Origin of the sequence: Micromonospora sp. NPDC005205, from assembly GCF_040608275.1 — a bacterium.
GTDB lineage: Bacteria > Actinomycetota > Actinomycetes > Mycobacteriales > Micromonosporaceae > Micromonospora.
Map to the genome: position 1 here is coordinate 16,053 of NZ_JBEXHV010000034.1, position 15,956 is coordinate 32,008.

At 70.2% G+C, this 15,956-nt stretch carries 15 protein-coding genes and 1 tRNA gene; 4 read left to right on the plus strand and 12 right to left on the minus strand.

All coding sequences use genetic code 11. The features are described from left to right. Positions 1-54: 54 nt before the first annotated feature. The 3 genes from ABZU43_RS32545 to ABZU43_RS32555 are packed head-to-tail and all read right to left on the minus strand — an operon-like array spanning position 55 to position 2,878. Complete coding sequence (locus ABZU43_RS32545) at positions 55-624, minus strand: 2'-5' RNA ligase family protein (RefSeq protein WP_355010199.1); 570 nt, start codon at positions 622-624, stop codon at positions 55-57. A gap of 25 nt (positions 625-649) precedes the next feature. Beyond that, positions 650-1,675 (minus strand): tryptophan--tRNA ligase, encoded by a 1,026-nt coding sequence (trpS, locus tag ABZU43_RS32550; protein WP_355010200.1) that lies wholly within the window; start codon positions 1,673-1,675, stop codon positions 650-652. Positions 1,676-1,708: 33 nt separating this feature from the next. Next, the gene (locus ABZU43_RS32555; RefSeq protein ID WP_355010201.1) at positions 1,709-2,878 is read right to left on the minus strand and encodes a hemolysin family protein; all 1,170 of its coding nucleotides are present in this window, start codon (positions 2,876-2,878) and stop codon (positions 1,709-1,711) included. A gap of 195 nt (positions 2,879-3,073) precedes the next feature. Here ABZU43_RS32555 and galE point away from each other — a divergent pair, with 195 nt between their 5' ends. Together galE and galK are read left to right on the plus strand one after the other, a co-directional pair. Beyond that, positions 3,074-4,057, plus strand: coding sequence for a UDP-glucose 4-epimerase GalE (gene galE / locus ABZU43_RS32560; protein WP_355010202.1), 984 nt, complete (start codon positions 3,074-3,076; stop codon positions 4,055-4,057). Then, positions 4,054-5,223, plus strand: coding sequence for a galactokinase (galK, locus tag ABZU43_RS32565; protein WP_355010203.1), 1,170 nt, complete (start codon positions 4,054-4,056; stop codon positions 5,221-5,223). The genes galE and galK overlap by 4 nt, the downstream gene beginning before the upstream one ends. A 135-nt stretch (positions 5,224-5,358) precedes the next feature. Here galK and ABZU43_RS32570 read toward each other — a convergent pair whose 3' ends face one another. The 8 genes from ABZU43_RS32570 to ABZU43_RS32605 form a co-directional block, all read right to left on the minus strand. Then, positions 5,359-6,612: a GTP-binding protein gene (locus ABZU43_RS32570; RefSeq protein WP_355010213.1), complete on the minus strand. Its 1,254-nt coding sequence runs from the start codon at positions 6,610-6,612 to the stop codon at positions 5,359-5,361. 74 nt (positions 6,613-6,686) lie between these two features. Further along, on the minus strand, positions 6,687-7,598 hold the full coding sequence (gene cysD / locus ABZU43_RS32575) for a sulfate adenylyltransferase subunit CysD (protein WP_124862940.1): 912 nt from the start codon (positions 7,596-7,598) through the stop codon (positions 6,687-6,689). A gap of 75 nt (positions 7,599-7,673) precedes the next feature. Then, on the minus strand, positions 7,674-8,504 hold the full coding sequence (locus tag ABZU43_RS32580; protein ID WP_355010204.1) for a 3'(2'),5'-bisphosphate nucleotidase CysQ: 831 nt from the start codon (positions 8,502-8,504) through the stop codon (positions 7,674-7,676). Positions 8,505-8,636: 132 nt separating this feature from the next. Next, positions 8,637-9,227, minus strand: coding sequence for an aminoacyl-tRNA hydrolase (gene pth / locus ABZU43_RS32585; protein WP_355010205.1), 591 nt, complete (start codon positions 9,225-9,227; stop codon positions 8,637-8,639). A 94-nt stretch (positions 9,228-9,321) separates the two neighbouring features. Then, positions 9,322-10,008 (minus strand): 50S ribosomal protein L25/general stress protein Ctc, encoded by a 687-nt coding sequence (locus ABZU43_RS32590; RefSeq protein WP_355010206.1) that lies wholly within the window; start codon positions 10,006-10,008, stop codon positions 9,322-9,324. Positions 10,009-10,338: 330 nt separating this feature from the next. Then, a complete protein-coding gene (locus ABZU43_RS32595) occupies positions 10,339-11,319 on the minus strand; it encodes a ribose-phosphate diphosphokinase (protein WP_355010207.1) in 981 nt (326 codons plus the stop codon). A 58-nt stretch (positions 11,320-11,377) separates the two neighbouring features. Next, on the minus strand, positions 11,378-12,910 hold the full coding sequence (gene glmU, locus ABZU43_RS32600; RefSeq protein WP_355010208.1) for a bifunctional UDP-N-acetylglucosamine diphosphorylase/glucosamine-1-phosphate N-acetyltransferase GlmU: 1,533 nt from the start codon (positions 12,908-12,910) through the stop codon (positions 11,378-11,380). 110 nt (positions 12,911-13,020) lie between these two features. After that, positions 13,021-13,092, minus strand: a tRNA-Gln gene (locus ABZU43_RS32605). A gap of 315 nt (positions 13,093-13,407) precedes the next feature. Between ABZU43_RS32605 and ABZU43_RS32610 the strand changes: the two genes are divergently transcribed. Together ABZU43_RS32610 and ABZU43_RS32615 are read left to right on the plus strand one after the other, a co-directional pair. After that, positions 13,408-14,373 carry an acyl-CoA desaturase gene (locus ABZU43_RS32610; RefSeq protein ID WP_355010209.1) on the plus strand — a complete coding sequence of 322 codons (966 nt, stop codon included), beginning with the start codon at positions 13,408-13,410 and terminating at the stop codon, positions 14,371-14,373. A 223-nt stretch (positions 14,374-14,596) separates the two neighbouring features. After that, complete coding sequence (locus ABZU43_RS32615) at positions 14,597-15,295, plus strand: TetR/AcrR family transcriptional regulator (protein ID WP_355010210.1); 699 nt, start codon at positions 14,597-14,599, stop codon at positions 15,293-15,295. Between the two features lie 6 nt (positions 15,296-15,301). Here ABZU43_RS32615 and ABZU43_RS32620 read toward each other — a convergent pair whose 3' ends face one another. Next, positions 15,302-15,778 (minus strand): DUF4383 domain-containing protein, encoded by a 477-nt coding sequence (locus ABZU43_RS32620; protein ID WP_355010211.1) that lies wholly within the window; start codon positions 15,776-15,778, stop codon positions 15,302-15,304. Positions 15,779-15,956: the final 178 nt, after the last annotated feature.

Genomic DNA, 15,956 nt, shown 5'->3' on the forward strand with positions numbered 1-15,956 from the left:
CTCGCCGGCCGGCGCGTCGCTGCTTCAGGTGCTGACGGCTCGAATGCCGGCGTTTCAGGTGCCGAGGCAGAAGTCCCGACGCGGCTGCCACCTGGCCTGCCCGCTGTGCGAGAAGAGGGTGAACCCGTCGACCTCGAACATCGCGGAGAAGTCGGCCAGATCCTCGTACACCCGGTCCAGGGCCTCCGGTGCCACGTCCTGAGCCACTGTGACGTGCGGATGGTACGGGAAGCGGAGTTCGCGGTGCAGGCCCGGCGCAGCGGCGATGGCCGCGGCCAGCAGCTCGCACTCGCTGATCCCGGCGGCCACCGCGACGAACACCACCTGGGTGACCGGACGGAACGTGCCGGTGCCCCGCAGGTGCAGGGTGAACGGCAGGTGTGCGGCGGCGACGGCGGCCAGGTGCCGCTCGACCGCCGGCAGGTTGGCCGTCCGGATCTCGGTGGGCCCGAGCAACGTCACGTGCGCGGGCACCGCCAGCGGATCACCGGCCTCGACCCGCCGCCGGGTGAGCAGGGCACCCCACGGCTCGGGGATGTCCACGGCGATGCCGATCTGGATGGTGTCGCCGGTCGGCGGCACCCCGCCACTGCGATCCACGCTTCGCGCCGCCCCTCCGAGCACCGAGCCGTCCACCTGTACCGCGGAGCTACTCGCCGCGCACGGGCGGGAAGAACCCGACCCGCTCGTACGCGGACCGCAGGGTCGTCGCGGCCACCGCGCGGGCCTTCTCCGCGCCGGCCGCGAGCAGCTTGTCCAACTGCGCCGGGTCGTCGAGGTAGGCGCGGGTGCGCTCCTGGATCGGCCGGACGAAGTCCGTCACCACCTCGGCCAGCTCCTTCTTCAGATCGCCGTAGCCACGGCCCTCGTAGGCGGCCACCAGCTCGTCGATGCTGCGGCCGCTGAGCGCCGAGTAGATGGTCAACAGGTTGGACACGCCCGGCTTGGTCTCGGTGTCGAAGACGATTTCCCGACCGGTGTCGGTCACCGCCGAACGGATCTTCTTCGCGGACCGAGCCGGATCGTCGAGCAGGTCGATGATGCCGGCTGGCGAGGACGAGGACTTCGACATCTTCGCGGTCGGGTCCTGCAGATCGGTGATCTTGGCAGTGTCCTTGACGATGTGCGGCGCGGGCACCGTGAACGTCGCGCCGAACAGCGAGTTGAAGCGCTGGGCCAGATCCCGGGAGAGCTCCAGGTGCTGGCGCTGGTCCTCGCCGACCGGGACAGCGTTGGCCTGGTAGAGCAGGATGTCGGCGGCCTGGAGGACCGGATAGGTGAACAGCCCGACGCTGGCCCGCTCGTTGCCCTGCTTCTGCGACTTGTCCTTGAACTGGGTCATCCGGCTGGCCTCGCCGAAGCCGGTGATGCAACCGAGCACCCAGGCCAGCTGCGGGTGCTCGGGCACCTGCGACTGGACGAACAGCGTGCTGCGTTCCGGGTCGAGCCCGACCGCGAAGAGCTGGGCCGCGGCCACCCGGGTCCGCTGGCGCAGCAGCGCCGGATCGTGCCCGGCGGTGATGGCGTGCAGGTCCACCACGCAGTAGAACGCGTCGTGGGTGTCCTGTAGCGCCACCCAGTGCCGCACCGCGCCGAGATAGTTGCCGAGATGGAACGAGTCGGCTGTCGGCTGGATGCCGGAGAAGACGCGGGGCCGGGCGGGAACGTCGGACATGGCGATAATTCTGTCAGCAAGCAACCCGGTCCGTCATGACGGGCCGGCGGGTCGGCTCCGGCCCGCCGGTGCCGGGGTGCTGACCTCGCGTGGTTCGCCAGCGCCGACCCGGCGCGTCGGCCCGACCGATACCCGGCGGTGCTGCCCCGTCACCGCCTCCCGAGCCGGCTCGGGGCCGCCCGCCGAGGCCGACGCTGCGTCGTACTCGCGGCGCTTGCCGGCGCTCTGCTCTCGGCGCTGGTCGGCGCTGCGGGCGGCGGAGACGGCGAGTTGGGCCACCCGGCGGCCGTCCAACGTGAGCACCCGCAACAGCCAGCCGGCCGGCAGCTCGGCCGGATCGGGTGCGCCGACCTCGGCGGGCTCACCCGGCACCGGCACCTCGTCACCGGTCACCGGGAGCCGGCCCAGCGCGGCCATGACGAACCCGCCCACCGTCTCGTACGGTCCGGCGGGGAGGGCCACCCCGGTCCGCTCGGCGAAGTCAGCGAGGTTGAGGCGGCCGTCCACCACGGCGGGCAGTCCGACACGCTCCGGGTCCGGGGTGGCGTCGTACTCGTCGTGGATCTCGCCGAAGAACTCCTCGACGAGGTCCTCCAGCGTGACGATCCCGGCCGTGCCGCCGTACTCGTCGACCACCACAGCGAGGTGCTGGCCCTCCCGGCGCATCTCGGTCAGCGCGGCGAGCACCCGTTTGCTGTCCGGGAGCCGCTTCACCTCCCGGGCCAACTCGCCGACGGTGGCGCACGGGTCGGCGTCCGGGCGCAGCAGTACGTCACGGAGGTGCACGAAGCCGACCACGTCGTCGTGCGTGCCGTCGGTGACCGGGTAACGGGTGTGGGTTTCGGCGCGGACCAGTCGGGCGGCTTCGACGATTGTCATCCGTGCCGGGAGGAAGACCACCTCGGTGCGCGGCATCATCACCTCGCGGATCAGACTGGCACCGGCCACCAGGACCTCGTCGATGATCCGTCGCTCGTCCGGGTCGAGCACCGTGTTCGCCGCGACAAGGTCCCGCAGATCGGCCTCGGAGATGTGTTCCCGACCGGCCGTCGGACCGGTCCCGAGCAGGTCGGTGACGAGTCGGGTGGCGCCATCCGCGGCGCGAACCAGCACCCGGGCGACGCCCCGGGCGAGCGGGCCACTGTCGCGGCGGGGGTGTGCCCGCGCGTTTCGCCGGAGCCCGGTACGGGCCGCTTCCCGCATGACAGAGATGGTAGACACCGGGGGCCCACCGCACGGGGGATCACGCGGAGCGGCGGAGAGATGTTCGGCTCTGTTTAATCATGAGAGATTATGATGGAATGGGGTTGGCGGTGCCGACGGCGAGAGCGCCGGCCACCGCCCTAGTGTGATCACCGAAGGGCCACGTCCCGGGCGGGCCAGGCAGGAGGCAACGACGTGAAACTGCTCGTCACCGGGGGCGCCGGCTTCATCGGGAGCGTGGTGACCCGGATGCTGCTCGACGCGGGTCACCAGGTGGTCATCCTGGACGACCTGCGTACCGGCCACCGCGAGGCCCTCGCCCCGGACGCCACCCACGTGGAGGCGTCCATCCACGACGCTGCACAGGTCATCACCGCGGACGCCGGCTTCGACGGGGTGCTGCACTTCGCCGCCCTGATCGCCGCCGGCGAGTCGATGGTCAAGCCGGAGCTGTACTGGCAGAACAACACCATCGGCACGCTCGCTCTGATCGACGCGGTCCGGGCCGCCGGGGTGGCCCGGATGGTCTTCTCCTCCACCGCCGCCGTCTACGGCAACCCCACCGAGCTGCCCATCACCGAAAACGCGGTCAAGGCACCCACCAACACGTACGGCGCCACCAAACTCGCCGCCGACATGGCACTCACCTCCGAGGCGATCGCGCATGGGCTCGCCGCCGTGTCGCTGCGCTACTTCAACGTGGCCGGTGCCCACCTCGACGGCGACATCACCCTCGGCGAGCGGCACGACCCGGAGACGCACCTGATCCCGATCGCACTGGACGTCGCCGCCGGCCGGCGGGACAAGCTCCAGCTCTTCGGTGACGACTACCCCACAGTGGACGGCACCTGCGTCCGCGACTACATCCACGTCGCCGACCTGGCCCGCGCGCATCTGCTGGCGCTGGACGCGGCCACCGGCGGTCAGCACCGGATCTACAACCTGGGCAACGGCAACGGCTTCACCAACCGCCAGGTCGTCGACGTGGTGCGTGAGATCACCGGGCACCAACTGCCCGTCGAGGTCGCGCCGCGCCGCGAGGGCGACCCGGCCGAGTTGGTCGCATCCTCCGCACTGGCCCGCGACGAGCTGGGCTGGGTGCCGCAGAAGCCGACCCTGCACGACATGGTCGGGGATGCCTGGGCGTTCTACCGCACGCACATCCTGGGCCAGTCATGACCCACCCGAGCAGTGATGTCGCCGAGCGGGCGACGGCCGGCTTCTCCGCACAGTTCGGTGCCGAGGCCACCGGCCGCTGGGCCGCCCCTGGGCGAGTCAACCTGATCGGTGAGCACACCGACTACAACGAAGGCTTCGTGCTGCCCTTCGCCCTGCCGATGCGCACCGTCGTCGCTGCCGACCGGCAGGACGGCGAGCACTGGACGGTCTGGTCCGAACTCTCCGGCGAGTCGATCACCTTCGGCGCGGAGGACGTCGCCGAGCCGGGTCGCGTCTCCGGCTGGGGCGCGTACGTCGCGGGTGTGGTCTGGGCGCTACGCGAGGCCGGTCACCCGGTGCCCGGCGCCCGGCTGGCGATCGCCTCCGACGTGCCGCTGGGTGCCGGGCTCTCCTCCTCGGCCGCGCTGGAGTCGGCAGTGCTGGCCGCCCTGCTCGACCTCGGCGAGCTGGAGCTCGCCCCGGAACTGCAACCCCGGCTGGCGCAACGGGCGGAGAACGTCTACGTGGGCGCGCCGACCGGCATCATGGACCAGTCCGCATCGATCCGCTGCCGCGCCGGGCACGCCCTCTTCCTCGACTGTCGGGACGAGTCGGTCGAGCACATCCCGTTCGACCTCGACGCCGACGGGCTGGCTGTGCTGGTCATCGACAGCCGCGCGCCGCACCGCCACGCCGACGGGGAGTACGCGGCCCGCCGTCGCTCCTGCGAGGCCGGGGCCAACGCGCTCGGTGTCACAGCGCTGCGGGACGTGAGCATCGACCAGCTCGACGCCGCACTGGCACGGCTCGACGACGAGGAGACCCGGCGACGGGTCCGGCACGTGGTGACCGAGGACCAGCGCGTACTGGACACGGTCGCGTTGCTCCGCGCCGCCCGGGTCCGCGACATCGGCCCGCTGCTGACCGCCTCCCACGTCTCGATGCGCGACGACTTCGAGATCACCGTCCCCGAGATCGACACCGCGGTCGAGGCAGCGTTGGCAGCCGGCGCGCTGGGCGCCCGGATGACCGGCGGCGGCTTCGGCGGCTGCGTGCTCGCGCTGATCGAGGCCGACAGTGCCGACGTGGTAGCCGCTGCCGTGTCCGACGCGTACGCGCAACGAGGTTTCACCGCCCCCGGCACCGTGACGGTCCTCCCCTCCCCCGGCGCCACCCGCCTGCCCTAAACCCACCCCCACCCACCCCACCCGGGCCGGCGGTGATCAAGAGGTTTGCGTCAATTCGAGCCCGGATCCTGACGCGAACCTCTTGATCACCCGCCTCAGGCGGGGCGCGGGGCGGGGGCGCGGCGCGGGTTGGGGTTAGCTCGCTTCGACGATCATCGCGGCGCCTACCGTGCGGTTGGTGGCCTCGTCGATGATGACGAAGCCGCCGGTGGTGCGGTTACGGCGGTACTCGTCGGCCAGCAGCGGCACCGTCGTGCGCAGTCGCACCCGACCGATTTCGTTGAGCCGCAGTTCGTCGGCGGACTCGTCGCGGTGCAGGGAGTTGATGTCCAGCCGGTAGTGCAGCCCGCGCACGATCGCCCGTGCCGACCGGGTGGTGTGCTTGATCGCGTACCGGCCGCCGACCCGTAGCGGGGCTGTCTCGTCCATCCAGCAGACCATCGCCTCGATGTCCTGGGCCACCGCCGGCGCGTTGTTCGGCCGGCAGATCAGGTCACCCCTCGAGATGTCGATCTCGTCGGCCAGTCGTACCGTCACCGACATCGGCGGGAACGCCTCCGCGACCGGCCCGTCGGCGGTCTCCACGGCGGCGATCCGGCTGGTGAAGCCGGAGGGCAGCACCATCACCTCGTCGCCCGGCTTCAGCACGCCGGAGGCGACCTGGCCGGCGTAGCCGCGGTAGTCGGTGACAGTGGTGGACTGCGGACGGATCACGTACTGCACCGGGAACCGGACGTCGACCAGGTTGCGGTCGCTGGCGATGTGCACCCGCTCCAGGTGGTGCAGCAGCGACGGGCCCTCGTACCAGGGCATGTTGTCCGACCGGGTGACGATGTTGTCGCCGCGCAACGCGGAGACCGGCACCACTGTCAGGTCCGGTACGTCGAGCTTCGCCGCGAACGCGGTGAACTCGTCGGCGATCCGCTCGTAGACCTCCTGCGACCAGTCGACGAGGTCCATCTTGTTGACACAGAGGACCAGGTGCGGCACCCGCAGCAGCGAGCAGAGGAACGCGTGCCGGCGGGACTGCTCGACGAGGCCCTTACGCGCGTCCACCAGGATCAACGCCAGGTCCGCCGTCGAAGCGCCGGTGACCATGTTGCGGGTGTACTGGATGTGGCCCGGGGTGTCGGCGATGATGAACTTGCGCCGGGGGGTGGCGAAGTACCGGTACGCCACGTCGATGGTGATGCCCTGCTCCCGCTCGGCACGCAGGCCGTCGGTGAGCAACGCCAGGTTGGTGTATTCGTCACCGCGGGCCGCGCTGACCGCCTCCACGGCGGCCAGCTGGTCGGTGAAGAGCGACTTGGTGTCGTAGAGCAGCCGCCCGATCAGGGTCGACTTCCCGTCGTCCACGCTGCCGGCGGTGGCGAACCGCAGCAGGTCCATCGGCCGGGCCTCCGGCCCGGCGCCGGCAACAGCCCGTGCGTCCGCGCTCGCGGCGGCCACGATCTCGGTACTCATCAGAAGTAGCCCTCCCGCTTGCGGTCCTCCATGGCGGCCTCGCTGACCCGGTCGTCACCACGGGTGGCGCCGCGCTCGGTGATCCGGGTGGCCGCCACCTCCTCGATGACCTTCTCCACGGTGTCCGCGTCGGAGCGGACCGCGGCGGTGCAGGAGGCGTCGCCGACGGTGCGGTAGCGCACCTGTGCCTTGAACCGCTCCTCACCCGCACGGGGGCGGAAGAACTCGTTGACGGCGTAGAACATGCCGTCCCGCTCGATCACCTCGCGCTCGTGCGCGTAGTAGATCGACGGCAGCGGGATGCGTTCCCGGGCGATGTAGTGCCACACGTCCAGCTCGGTCCAGTTGGACAGCGGGAAGACCCGGATCGACTCGCCCGGGTGGTGCCGGCCGTTGTACAGCGACCACAGCTCCGGCCGTTGGTTCTTCGGGTCCCACTGACCGAACTCGTCGCGGAAGCTGAACACCCGCTCCTTTGCCCGGGCCTTCTCCTCGTCCCGGCGGGCGCCACCGAACAGCGCGTCGAAGCGGTGCTTCTCCACAGCGTCCAGCAGCACCGGTGTCTGGATCCGGTTGCGCATGCCGTCACCGGACTCCCGGACCATGCCGCTGGCCAGGGCCTCCGGCACGCTCGCCACCACGAGTTGCAACCCCAGCTCGGCGACCCGTTGGTCGCGGTATTCCAGGACCTCGGGGAAGTTGTGCCCGGTGTCGACGTGCATCACCGGGAAGGGGATGTTGGCGGGGGCGAACGCCTTCTGCGCGAGCCGCAGCATGACGATCGAGTCCTTGCCACCGGAGAAGAGCATCACCGGGCGTTCCATCTCGGCGACCACCTCGCGCATCACGAAGATGCTCTCCGCTTCCAAGGCGTCCAGGTGGGAGACCTGGTACGCCGCGGGGGTGGTCATGACACCGGCTCGATTCGCTCGCTCATCCGATTTCCAGACCTTTCCGGTCGGACATGTCAAGAAAGTGCGCTCAGGCTACCCGGAATGTTTCTGCAGCGCTGCAAGCAACCGGGTGGCGAGATCCTTGCGGCAGACCAGGAGGTCGGGCAGCCGCGGATCCGCCTCGTTGTATTTCAGCGCAGAACCGTCGATCCGGGAAGCGTGCAGTCCGGTGGCCGTCGCCACAGCGATCGGGGCCGCCGAGTCCCACTCGTACTGCCCACCTGCGTGGATGTACGCGTCCACCTCGCCGGTGACCACTGCGGCGATTTTCGCGCCGGCCGAGCCCATCGGCACCAGGTGCGCCCCGACGTCCTCGGCCAGATCGGTCAGGAAGACCGGCGGACGGCTCCGGCTCGCGGCCAGGCGGATCTTCCGCTCGCCGGCCGTCGCCGCCTCCACTGTCATCGGCGGGTACGCCGGCGGGTAGTCGGTGCCCAGCACCCGGTGCTGCGCCGGCAACCCCACCGCACCGGCGACGAGACCGTGCGGGCTCGGCGCGTTGCGCGCCCAGAGCGCCACGTGCACCGCCCAGTCCGAGCGGCCCTCCTCGGAGAACTCCCTGGTGCCGTCCAACGGGTCGATGATCCACACCCGGTCCGCGTTCAGCCGGGACACCGCTCCGGTGTTGACCTCGGCGGCCCAGGCCAACCGCGACCCCTCGTCCTCCTCGGAGAGCACCGCGTCATCCGGACGCCACTTCGCCAACTCCGTGCGGATCAGGTCGTGCGACACCTTGTCCCCGGCCGACTTCAGCGCACCGGCGTCGGCGAAACCCATCTCCGTGCGCAGGTCGAGCAGCGCCTGCCCGGCCCGGGACGCCAACCATCGGGCGAACGCGCCATCGATCATCGGAGGACTGCTCATCTGTCCGCTCCCGTCGCCTCGCCGCGCTGCCCGCACGGGCCGATCCGCCGCGACTCGCGTCGCCGGTCGCGGCACGCTGAAAGGCGCAGACTACCGGCCCGCCGTTTCCGATTCGGGTACGCCCCGCCCGGCTCAGCCGCCGTGGTAGAGGTTCTGGGTCGGCTCCACGCCCTTGACGATCACCGACTCCACCACGTCGGCGGCCCGGTCCACCAGGAAATCCAACTCCTTGCGCTCGGCCGCGCCAAAATCCGACAGCACGTAATCCGCCGGATCCTGCCGCCCCGGCGGTCGGCCGACGCCGAACCGCACCCGGGCGTAGTCCTTGGTCCCCAACGACTTCGACATCGAGCGCAGGCCGTTGTGCCCACCCTCGCCGCCGCCGAACTTCACCCGCACCTGGCCGAAGCCGATGTCCAGCTCGTCATGCACCGCGATCACCTGCGCGGCCGGCACCTTGTAGAACTGTGCCAGGGCAGCGACCGGCCCGCCGGACAGGTTCATGTACGTCAGTGGCTTGACCAGCACCAGCTTCGGCCCACCGAACCCCAGCCGCGCCTCGGCCACCTCGGCCACCGCCCGCTTGTGCCGGCCGAAACGCGCACTCACCCGCCCGGCCAGCAGTTCCGCCACCATGAACCCGACGTTGTGCCGGTTGCCGGCGTACTCCCGGCCCGGGTTGCCCAGGCCGACCACCAGCCACGGCCCCGCCTCGTCCGTCACGACCCGTCCCCTCCGATGCCCAACGCAGCGACTCCCGATATGCCGACAGGCGCCCCCGAACATTCGGGGACGCCTGTCGCACAATACGAACCGATCAGGCCTCGGTGCGCGCCTCGGCACCCTCGGCCGGAGCCTCGTCCGCGCCCTCGGAGCCCTCGGTGGTCTCGCCGACCTCGGCCTCGGCCTCGTCGGTGGCAACCTCGACGTCGGGCAGCGTCGCCTCGAGCTGCTCGGCGGTCGGGGCGGCGGTCACCGACGCGACGGTCAGCTCCGAGTCGACGGCCAGCTCGACGCCGGCCGGCAGCGTGACATCGCCGGCGGTCACCAGAGTGCCCGCCTCCAGGCCCTCGATCGACGCCTCGAGGTGGTCCGGGACCTTGGTGGCGTCCGCGGTCACCGAGAGGGTGTCGTGGTCGTGCACGATCAGGGTGTCCCGGGCGGCCTCGCCGGTCAGCTGGACCGGGACCTCGACGGTGACCTTCTCGCCCCGGCGGACCAGGATCAGGTCGACGTGCTCGAAGGTGTCGCGGATCGGGTCACGCTGGATCGCCTTCGGCAGCGCCAGCACCTGGGTGCCGTCGGCGATGTCGATCGCGAAGAGCTGGTTGGCACCGCCCTTGCGGATCGCGGCGGCGAACTCCCGCGACGGCAGCGCGATGTGCTTGGGCTTCTCGCCGTGGCCGTACAGCACGGCGGGCACCTTGCCGGCCCGGCGGGTACGGCGGGCACCACCCTTGCCGAACTCGGTACGGGGCTCGGCGCTGATCTTTACCTCGGACACGGGGAAACTCCTGATGCTTTTCGCTGCGGCGGCTTGTCGTCTAACGGTGCTGGGCGAGGGGCTCGCTGGGGCTCATGCGTCATGAACGACTGCCCGGAGCACCGCGTCGATGACGGTGCCTCCGTGCGGCGCTTTTCAGCGGCCCGCCGGGCACCCTCGCCGTGGCAACCGCACCAGTCTACCCGAGTTGTTTCCAGGGTTTCCGGCAGTCCCCGATCACGGCTCAGGACCGGCGCGTCGGTGGCGCTCCCACCAGCGTGCCGGCCCCGTTTCCACCAGTTTGACAGCCCCGCCCCCACCGGCACGCCGAGTGGGAAACGGGGCTCAGGCTCAGCTCAGGCCACCGAAGAGGGTGGTCACCGAACCGTCGTCGAAGACCTCGCGGATCGCCCGCGCCAGCAGCGGCGCGATCGACAGCACGGTGAGCTTGTCCAGTTGCTTCTCCGGCGGGAGCGGCAGGGTGTTCGTCACCACGATCTCGCTGATCGAGCTGTTCTTCAGCCGCTCGGTGGCCGGGTCGGACAGCAGCGCGTGGGTGGACGCGACAACGATCTCCGCCGCGCCCGACTCCTTGAGGATGTCCGCGGCCTTGGCGATGGTGCCACCGGTGTCGATCATGTCGTCGACGATCAGGCAGACCCGGCCCTCCACCTCGCCGACGACCCGGTTCGCCACGACCTGGTTCGGCTTCATCGGGTCACGGGTCTTGTGGATGAACGCCAGCGGGCACCCGCCCAACCGGTCGGTCCACCGCTCGGCAACCCGCACCCGCCCCGAATCCGGTGCCACCACCGTCATCGGCCGGCCGGCGTACTTGTGCTCCACGTACTCGGCGAGGATGTCCATCGCGAAGAGGTGGTCCACCGGGCCGTCGAAGAAGCCCTGGATCTGCGCGGTGTGCAGGTCGACGGTGAGGATGCGGTTCGCGCCGGCGGTCTTCAGCAGGTCCGCCACCAGGCGGGCCGAGATCGGCTCCCGACCACGGTGCTTCTTGTCCTGGCGGGCGTACGGGTAGAACGGCAGCACCACGGTGATCCGCTTGGCCGACCCCCGCTTCAGCGCGTCCACCATGATCAGGGTCTCCATGACCCAGGTGTTCACCCCGTGCGTGACGGACTGGACCACGAAGGCGTCCGAACCACGTACCGAGTCCTTGAACCGTACGAAGATCTCGCCGTTGGCGAACTCGTACGCGTCGGCGGGCGTCGGCGCGATGCCGAGCACCTCGCCGATCTCCTTGGCCAACTCCGGAAAGCCACGTCCGGAAAAGAGCATCAGGCTTTTGCGGTTTTCGGCGACGATGCTGCCCATGGGCCCGTCTGCTCCCGTTATGTCGGCGGTACCCGACCCGGTGGTGGTGGATCGGGGACTATTCGGTTGCAGTATCTCCCGCGCCGGATGCGCCGCCCACCGTCTCGGTCGCCCCGTGGATTGCCTCACTGTGGCTTGCGGCACCAGTCGTACCGGCCACACCCTTCGCGTCGCGGGCCCGCTGCGCCGCCTCCGCCGCGGCAGTGCCGGCGCGTCGCTTGACGACCCAGCCCTCGATGTTGCGCTGGCGCGCCCGGGCGACGCCCATCGCCCCTGCCGGCACGTCGTCGACGATCACCGAACCAGCCGCCGTGTACGCCCCGTCGCCCACCTCGACCGGTGCCACGAACATGTTGTCCGCGCCGGTCCGCGCGTGGCTGCCGATCACCGTACGGTGCTTGTTGACCCCGTCGTAGTTCACGAAGACGGACGCGGCGCCGATGTTGGTCTGCTCACCGATCGTCGCGTCGCCGACGTACGTCAGGTGCGGCACCTTCGCGCCGGCGCCGATCTGCGAGTTCTTCACCTCGACGAACGTGCCGATCTTCGCCTTTTCGGCCAGCTGGGCGGCCGGCCGCAGGTACGCGTACGGCCCGACGGTCGCGCCCGCGCCCACCTCGGCGCCGACGGCGTGGCTGCGGATCAACGACGCGGCGGGGCCGACGATCGTGTCGATCAGGGTGACGTCCGGCCCGATCAGCGCGCCCGCGCCGATCACCGTGCCGCCGCGCAGCTGGGTGTTCTGGTCGATCACCGCGTCCCGGTCCAGCGCGACCGTCACGTCGATCCAGGTGGTGGCCGGGTCGAGCAGGCTCACCCCGGTGCGCATCCACGCCTCGTTGATCCGGTCGCGCAGCAGCCGACGCAGCGTGGCCAGCTCCACCCGGTCGTTGCAGCCCAACGTCTCGACGTGATCCAGGGCGACGTGCACCGCCACCGGCTCGCCGGCGGAACGAAGCAGACCGAAGACGTCGGTCAGGTACTCCTCGCCCTGGTCGTTGTCGGTGGAGAGCTTGCCCAGCGCCTCGCGCAGCCGCACCGCGTCGAACGCGTAGATGCCTGCGTTGATCTCCCGGATCGCGCGCTGCGTCGTGTCGGCGTCGCGCTCCTCGACGATCTGTTCCAGGCGCCCGTCGGCGTCCCTGACGATCCGCCCGAGGCCGGTCGGGTCGGGCACCTCGGCGGCCAGCACCGTGGCCGCCGCGGCGGCCTCCTCGTGCGCGGTCACCAGCGCGCCCACCGTCTCCGGCCGCAGCAGGGGTACGTCACCGTTGATCACCACGACGGTGCCGGCACCTTCCGGTACGGCCTCCAGCGCGATCCGTACGGCATGCCCGGTGCCGAGCTGCTCGGCCTGGAGCACCGGAGTGGCGTCCGGGGCGATCTCGGACAGGTGTGCCCGCACCTGGTCGGCGCCGTGCCCCACCACGACGACGGTGCGGTCCGCGCCCAACGGGGCGGCGGCGCTCAGCACGTGACCGAGGAGCGTCCGGCCGAGCAGGGGGTGCAGCACCTTGGGCAGTGTCGACTTCATCCGCTTGCCCTCACCGGCGGCAAGCACGACGACGGTACGGAGGTGGGGCTGGGGCACGACGTGGCTCCCGTCGGGACGGCGGACACTCTCGCGGCCATGCTAGCCGCGAGGCCCGGCACGTTCCCCTCTTACCCCCACCGGGCCCTAAAACGGACGCAGATGGGCAGCTCGGCCGCCAGGGTTCGAACCTGAAATACGGGTACCAAAGACCCGGGTGTTGCCAATTACACCACGGCCGATCACCGACGCGAGCACGTCGCACGAGGGATGGACCACCCCGCCGCTACACCTTAGCGCCCCGGCCGTCGGGCGCCAGCGCTCATCCCACCGCACGGCGAGCGGTCGATGCCGTGAACGGTCCAGGGGGTGGTCGGCCCGCACCTCGGCCACCTCGGACCAGGTCGGTCGGGTCTCCGCCACCGGACCGTTTGACCTGCGACTTCATACAGTTACGCGAAGGCGATTCCAAAGTTCCAGATGCGATCTACGGTGCCGTAAGTTACGGTGACGTAGGCGTAACTTAGTGATCGTTACCATCCCCCTGCGAGGTCCCATTGTCCACTGCTGTACTGGATCCCAACACCGCCGGATCCGGCCCCAAACCGCTCACCGACGGCAGCCAGTCCCCCGGCATCCTGGCCGCCCTCTGGGCTTTCGTGGTGATCCCCTTCGTCGCTCTGCTGGTCGCCGTTCCGGTGGCGTGGGGCGGCTGGCTCGGCTGGACCGACGTGATCATCGGCCTCGTCTGGTACGTCGTCTCCGGGCTCGGCATCACCGTCGGCTTCCACCGCTACTTCACGCACGGCTCGTTCAAGGCCAAGCGGTGGCTGCGGGTGACTCTGGCGGTCGCGGGTTCGCTGGCGGTACAGGGCGAGATCATTCAGTGGGTCGCCGACCACCGGCGCCACCACGCGTTCTCCGACCTGGAGGGTGACCCGCACTCGCCGTGGCGCTTCGGCACCAGCTTCTGGGCGTTGACCCGGGGCCTGTTCCACGCACACGTGGGCTGGCTCTTCCGCCGGGAGCTGTCCAACCGCGCGCGTTTCGCACCGGACCTCATCGCCGACCGGGACATCAGCCGGGTCGACCGACTCTTCCCCGCGCTGGTGGCCATCTCGCTGCTCGGCCCGGCGCTGATCGGCGGCCTGGTGACCTGGTCCTGGCAGGGCGCGCTGACCGCGTTCTTCTGGGCCGGGCTGGTCCGGATCGGCCTCCTGCACCACGTCACCTGGGCGATCAACTCGGTGTGCCACGTCTACGGTGAGCGTCCGTTCGCGATGCGCCAGGGCGACCGCGCGTCGAACTTCTGGCCACTGGCGATCCTGTCGTTCGGCGAGAGCTGGCACAACCTGCACCACGCCGACCCGACCAGCGCCCGCCACGGCGTGTTGCGCGGTCAGGTGGACATCTCCGCCCGGGTGATCTGGTTGTTCGAGAAGACCGGCGCGGCAACACAGGTGCGCTGGCCAAAGCCCGAGCGCCTCGCCGCCAAGCTGGTGAAGCCGGTCGCACCCCGCTGAAACCGGGCGGTACACGAGGATGCCGCCTGGCAGGATGGCCGGATGACCGAGCCATGCGGGGGCACCAGGCGGCTCGGCCGGCGGGAGCCGAGCCCGATCCGGGTACGGTCGAACGGCGCGTCAGGGCGGTCGAACCGCCCGACAGTTAGGCGACGACGTGAACGGGCACAGCGGAGGAACCATTCCACGACAGGGCGTCACCGAGCGCCAGCGAGGCGGCGACATGCCTGAGGTCAGCGACGAGCCGGCGACAGCTGTCGGCGGCCGACGGGCGACGCCGACCGCGGCACCGAAAGCCAAACCTCCCTCCCGGGTCCGCATGTCGGCGGCCCAACGCCGGGAGCAGTTGATCGCGACCGGCCGGCAACTCTTCGCGGAACGCGGTTTCGACGCCACCTCCATCGAGGAGGTGGCGGCCCGCGCCAAGGTCTCCAAGCCGGTGGTGTACGAGCACTTCGGTGGCAAGGAAGGGCTCTACGCGGTGGTGGTGGACCGGGAGGTCCGGGCCCTGCTCGACCGGATCACCACGGCGTTGACCGCCGGGCATCCGCGGGAGCTCCTGGAACAGGCGGCGCTCGCCCTGCTGACCTACATCGAGGAGGAGACCAGCGGTTTCCGGGTGCTGGTCCGCGAGTCGCCGCTGATGTCCGGCACTGCCACCTTCAGCAGCGTCATGAACGACGTGGCGCACCAGGTCGAGCACATCCTGGGCGCCGAGTACAAGAGCCGCGGGTACGACCCGAAGCTCGCCGAGCTGTACTCGCAGGCGCTTGTCGGCATGGTGGCGTTGACCGGTCGCTGGTGGTTGGAGGTGCGTAAGCCGCGCAAGGAGACGGTGGCGGCGCACCTCGTCAACCTGGCCTGGAACGGGTTGTCGCACCTGGAGGCCAAGCCGACGCTGATCACCGCGCGGCGCAACTGACCCCGATCAGCGGCGGTGCACGTCGGCCACCGGGTGCTTACGGTGCTCCAACTCCGCCTCGGCGGATTCCGGTGGGCCGACCTTGTCGTAGAGGCCGGTGCCGAGCAGGATCAGGCCGAACAGCATCGACACGATCACTGTCGACATCGAGAAGTTGAGGAAGTTCCCTCCGGTCTGCAGCACCGACATCATCAGGATGCTGGTCACCAGGAACACCACGCCCGCGGTGAGGTTCATGTAGTGGCCGAGGTTGGTACGCCGCGAGGCCCCGATGATCAGAACGACCCCGAATACCAACGAGGCCAGCGAGAAGGCCAGGTTGGTCCGGAGCCCGAGGGCCCAGGTGCTGTTACGGGCGAAGAGCGGATCCCCGATCGTCTCGGCGACGCCCCACACGCCGAAGACCAGGATGTAGACGCCGATCAGCCCGGAGAGGACCCGGTAGAGCGGCCGTGCCGGATGGTTGACCGGAAAATGCGGCATACCCAGACCCCCTGAAGTGACCGTTTCAGGGGAATTGTCGCCCAGGGCAGACCCAACTGTCCGAAGAACCCCAATGCCGGAAGGGGCCCGCCGAGAGGCTGGACCAGGTCAGGTTTTCCGCCGGAGCCCGAGCTGCGCAGGGATCAAGCCTGACCGCCCGGAGCAGCTCGGGCGCCGG

What these genes read in the sequence shown, in the direction of transcription:
- trpS (WP_355010200.1), bottom strand. Translation starts at nt 1,675, where the DNA reads ATGTCCGACGTTCCCGCCCGGCCCCGCGTCTTCTCCGGCATCCAGCCG.
- cysD (WP_124862940.1), bottom strand. Translation starts at nt 7,598, where the DNA reads ATGACCACCCCCGCGGCGTACCAGGTCTCCCACCTGGACGCCTTGGAA.
- ABZU43_RS32580 (WP_355010204.1), bottom strand. Translation starts at nt 8,504, where the DNA reads ATGAGCAGTCCTCCGATGATCGATGGCGCGTTCGCCCGATGGTTGGCG.
- galK (WP_355010203.1), top strand. Translation starts at nt 4,054, where the DNA reads ATGACCCACCCGAGCAGTGATGTCGCCGAGCGGGCGACGGCCGGCTTC.
- ABZU43_RS32570 (WP_355010213.1), bottom strand. Translation starts at nt 6,612, where the DNA reads ATGGACCTGCTGCGGTTCGCCACCGCCGGCAGCGTGGACGACGGGAAG.
- ABZU43_RS32595 (WP_355010207.1), bottom strand. Translation starts at nt 11,319, where the DNA reads ATGGGCAGCATCGTCGCCGAAAACCGCAAAAGCCTGATGCTCTTTTCC.
- ABZU43_RS32620 (WP_355010211.1), bottom strand. Translation starts at nt 15,778, where the DNA reads ATGCCGCATTTTCCGGTCAACCATCCGGCACGGCCGCTCTACCGGGTC.
- ABZU43_RS32615 (WP_355010210.1), top strand. Translation starts at nt 14,597, where the DNA reads ATGCCTGAGGTCAGCGACGAGCCGGCGACAGCTGTCGGCGGCCGACGG.
- ABZU43_RS32555 (WP_355010201.1), bottom strand. Translation starts at nt 2,878, where the DNA reads ATGCGGGAAGCGGCCCGTACCGGGCTCCGGCGAAACGCGCGGGCACAC.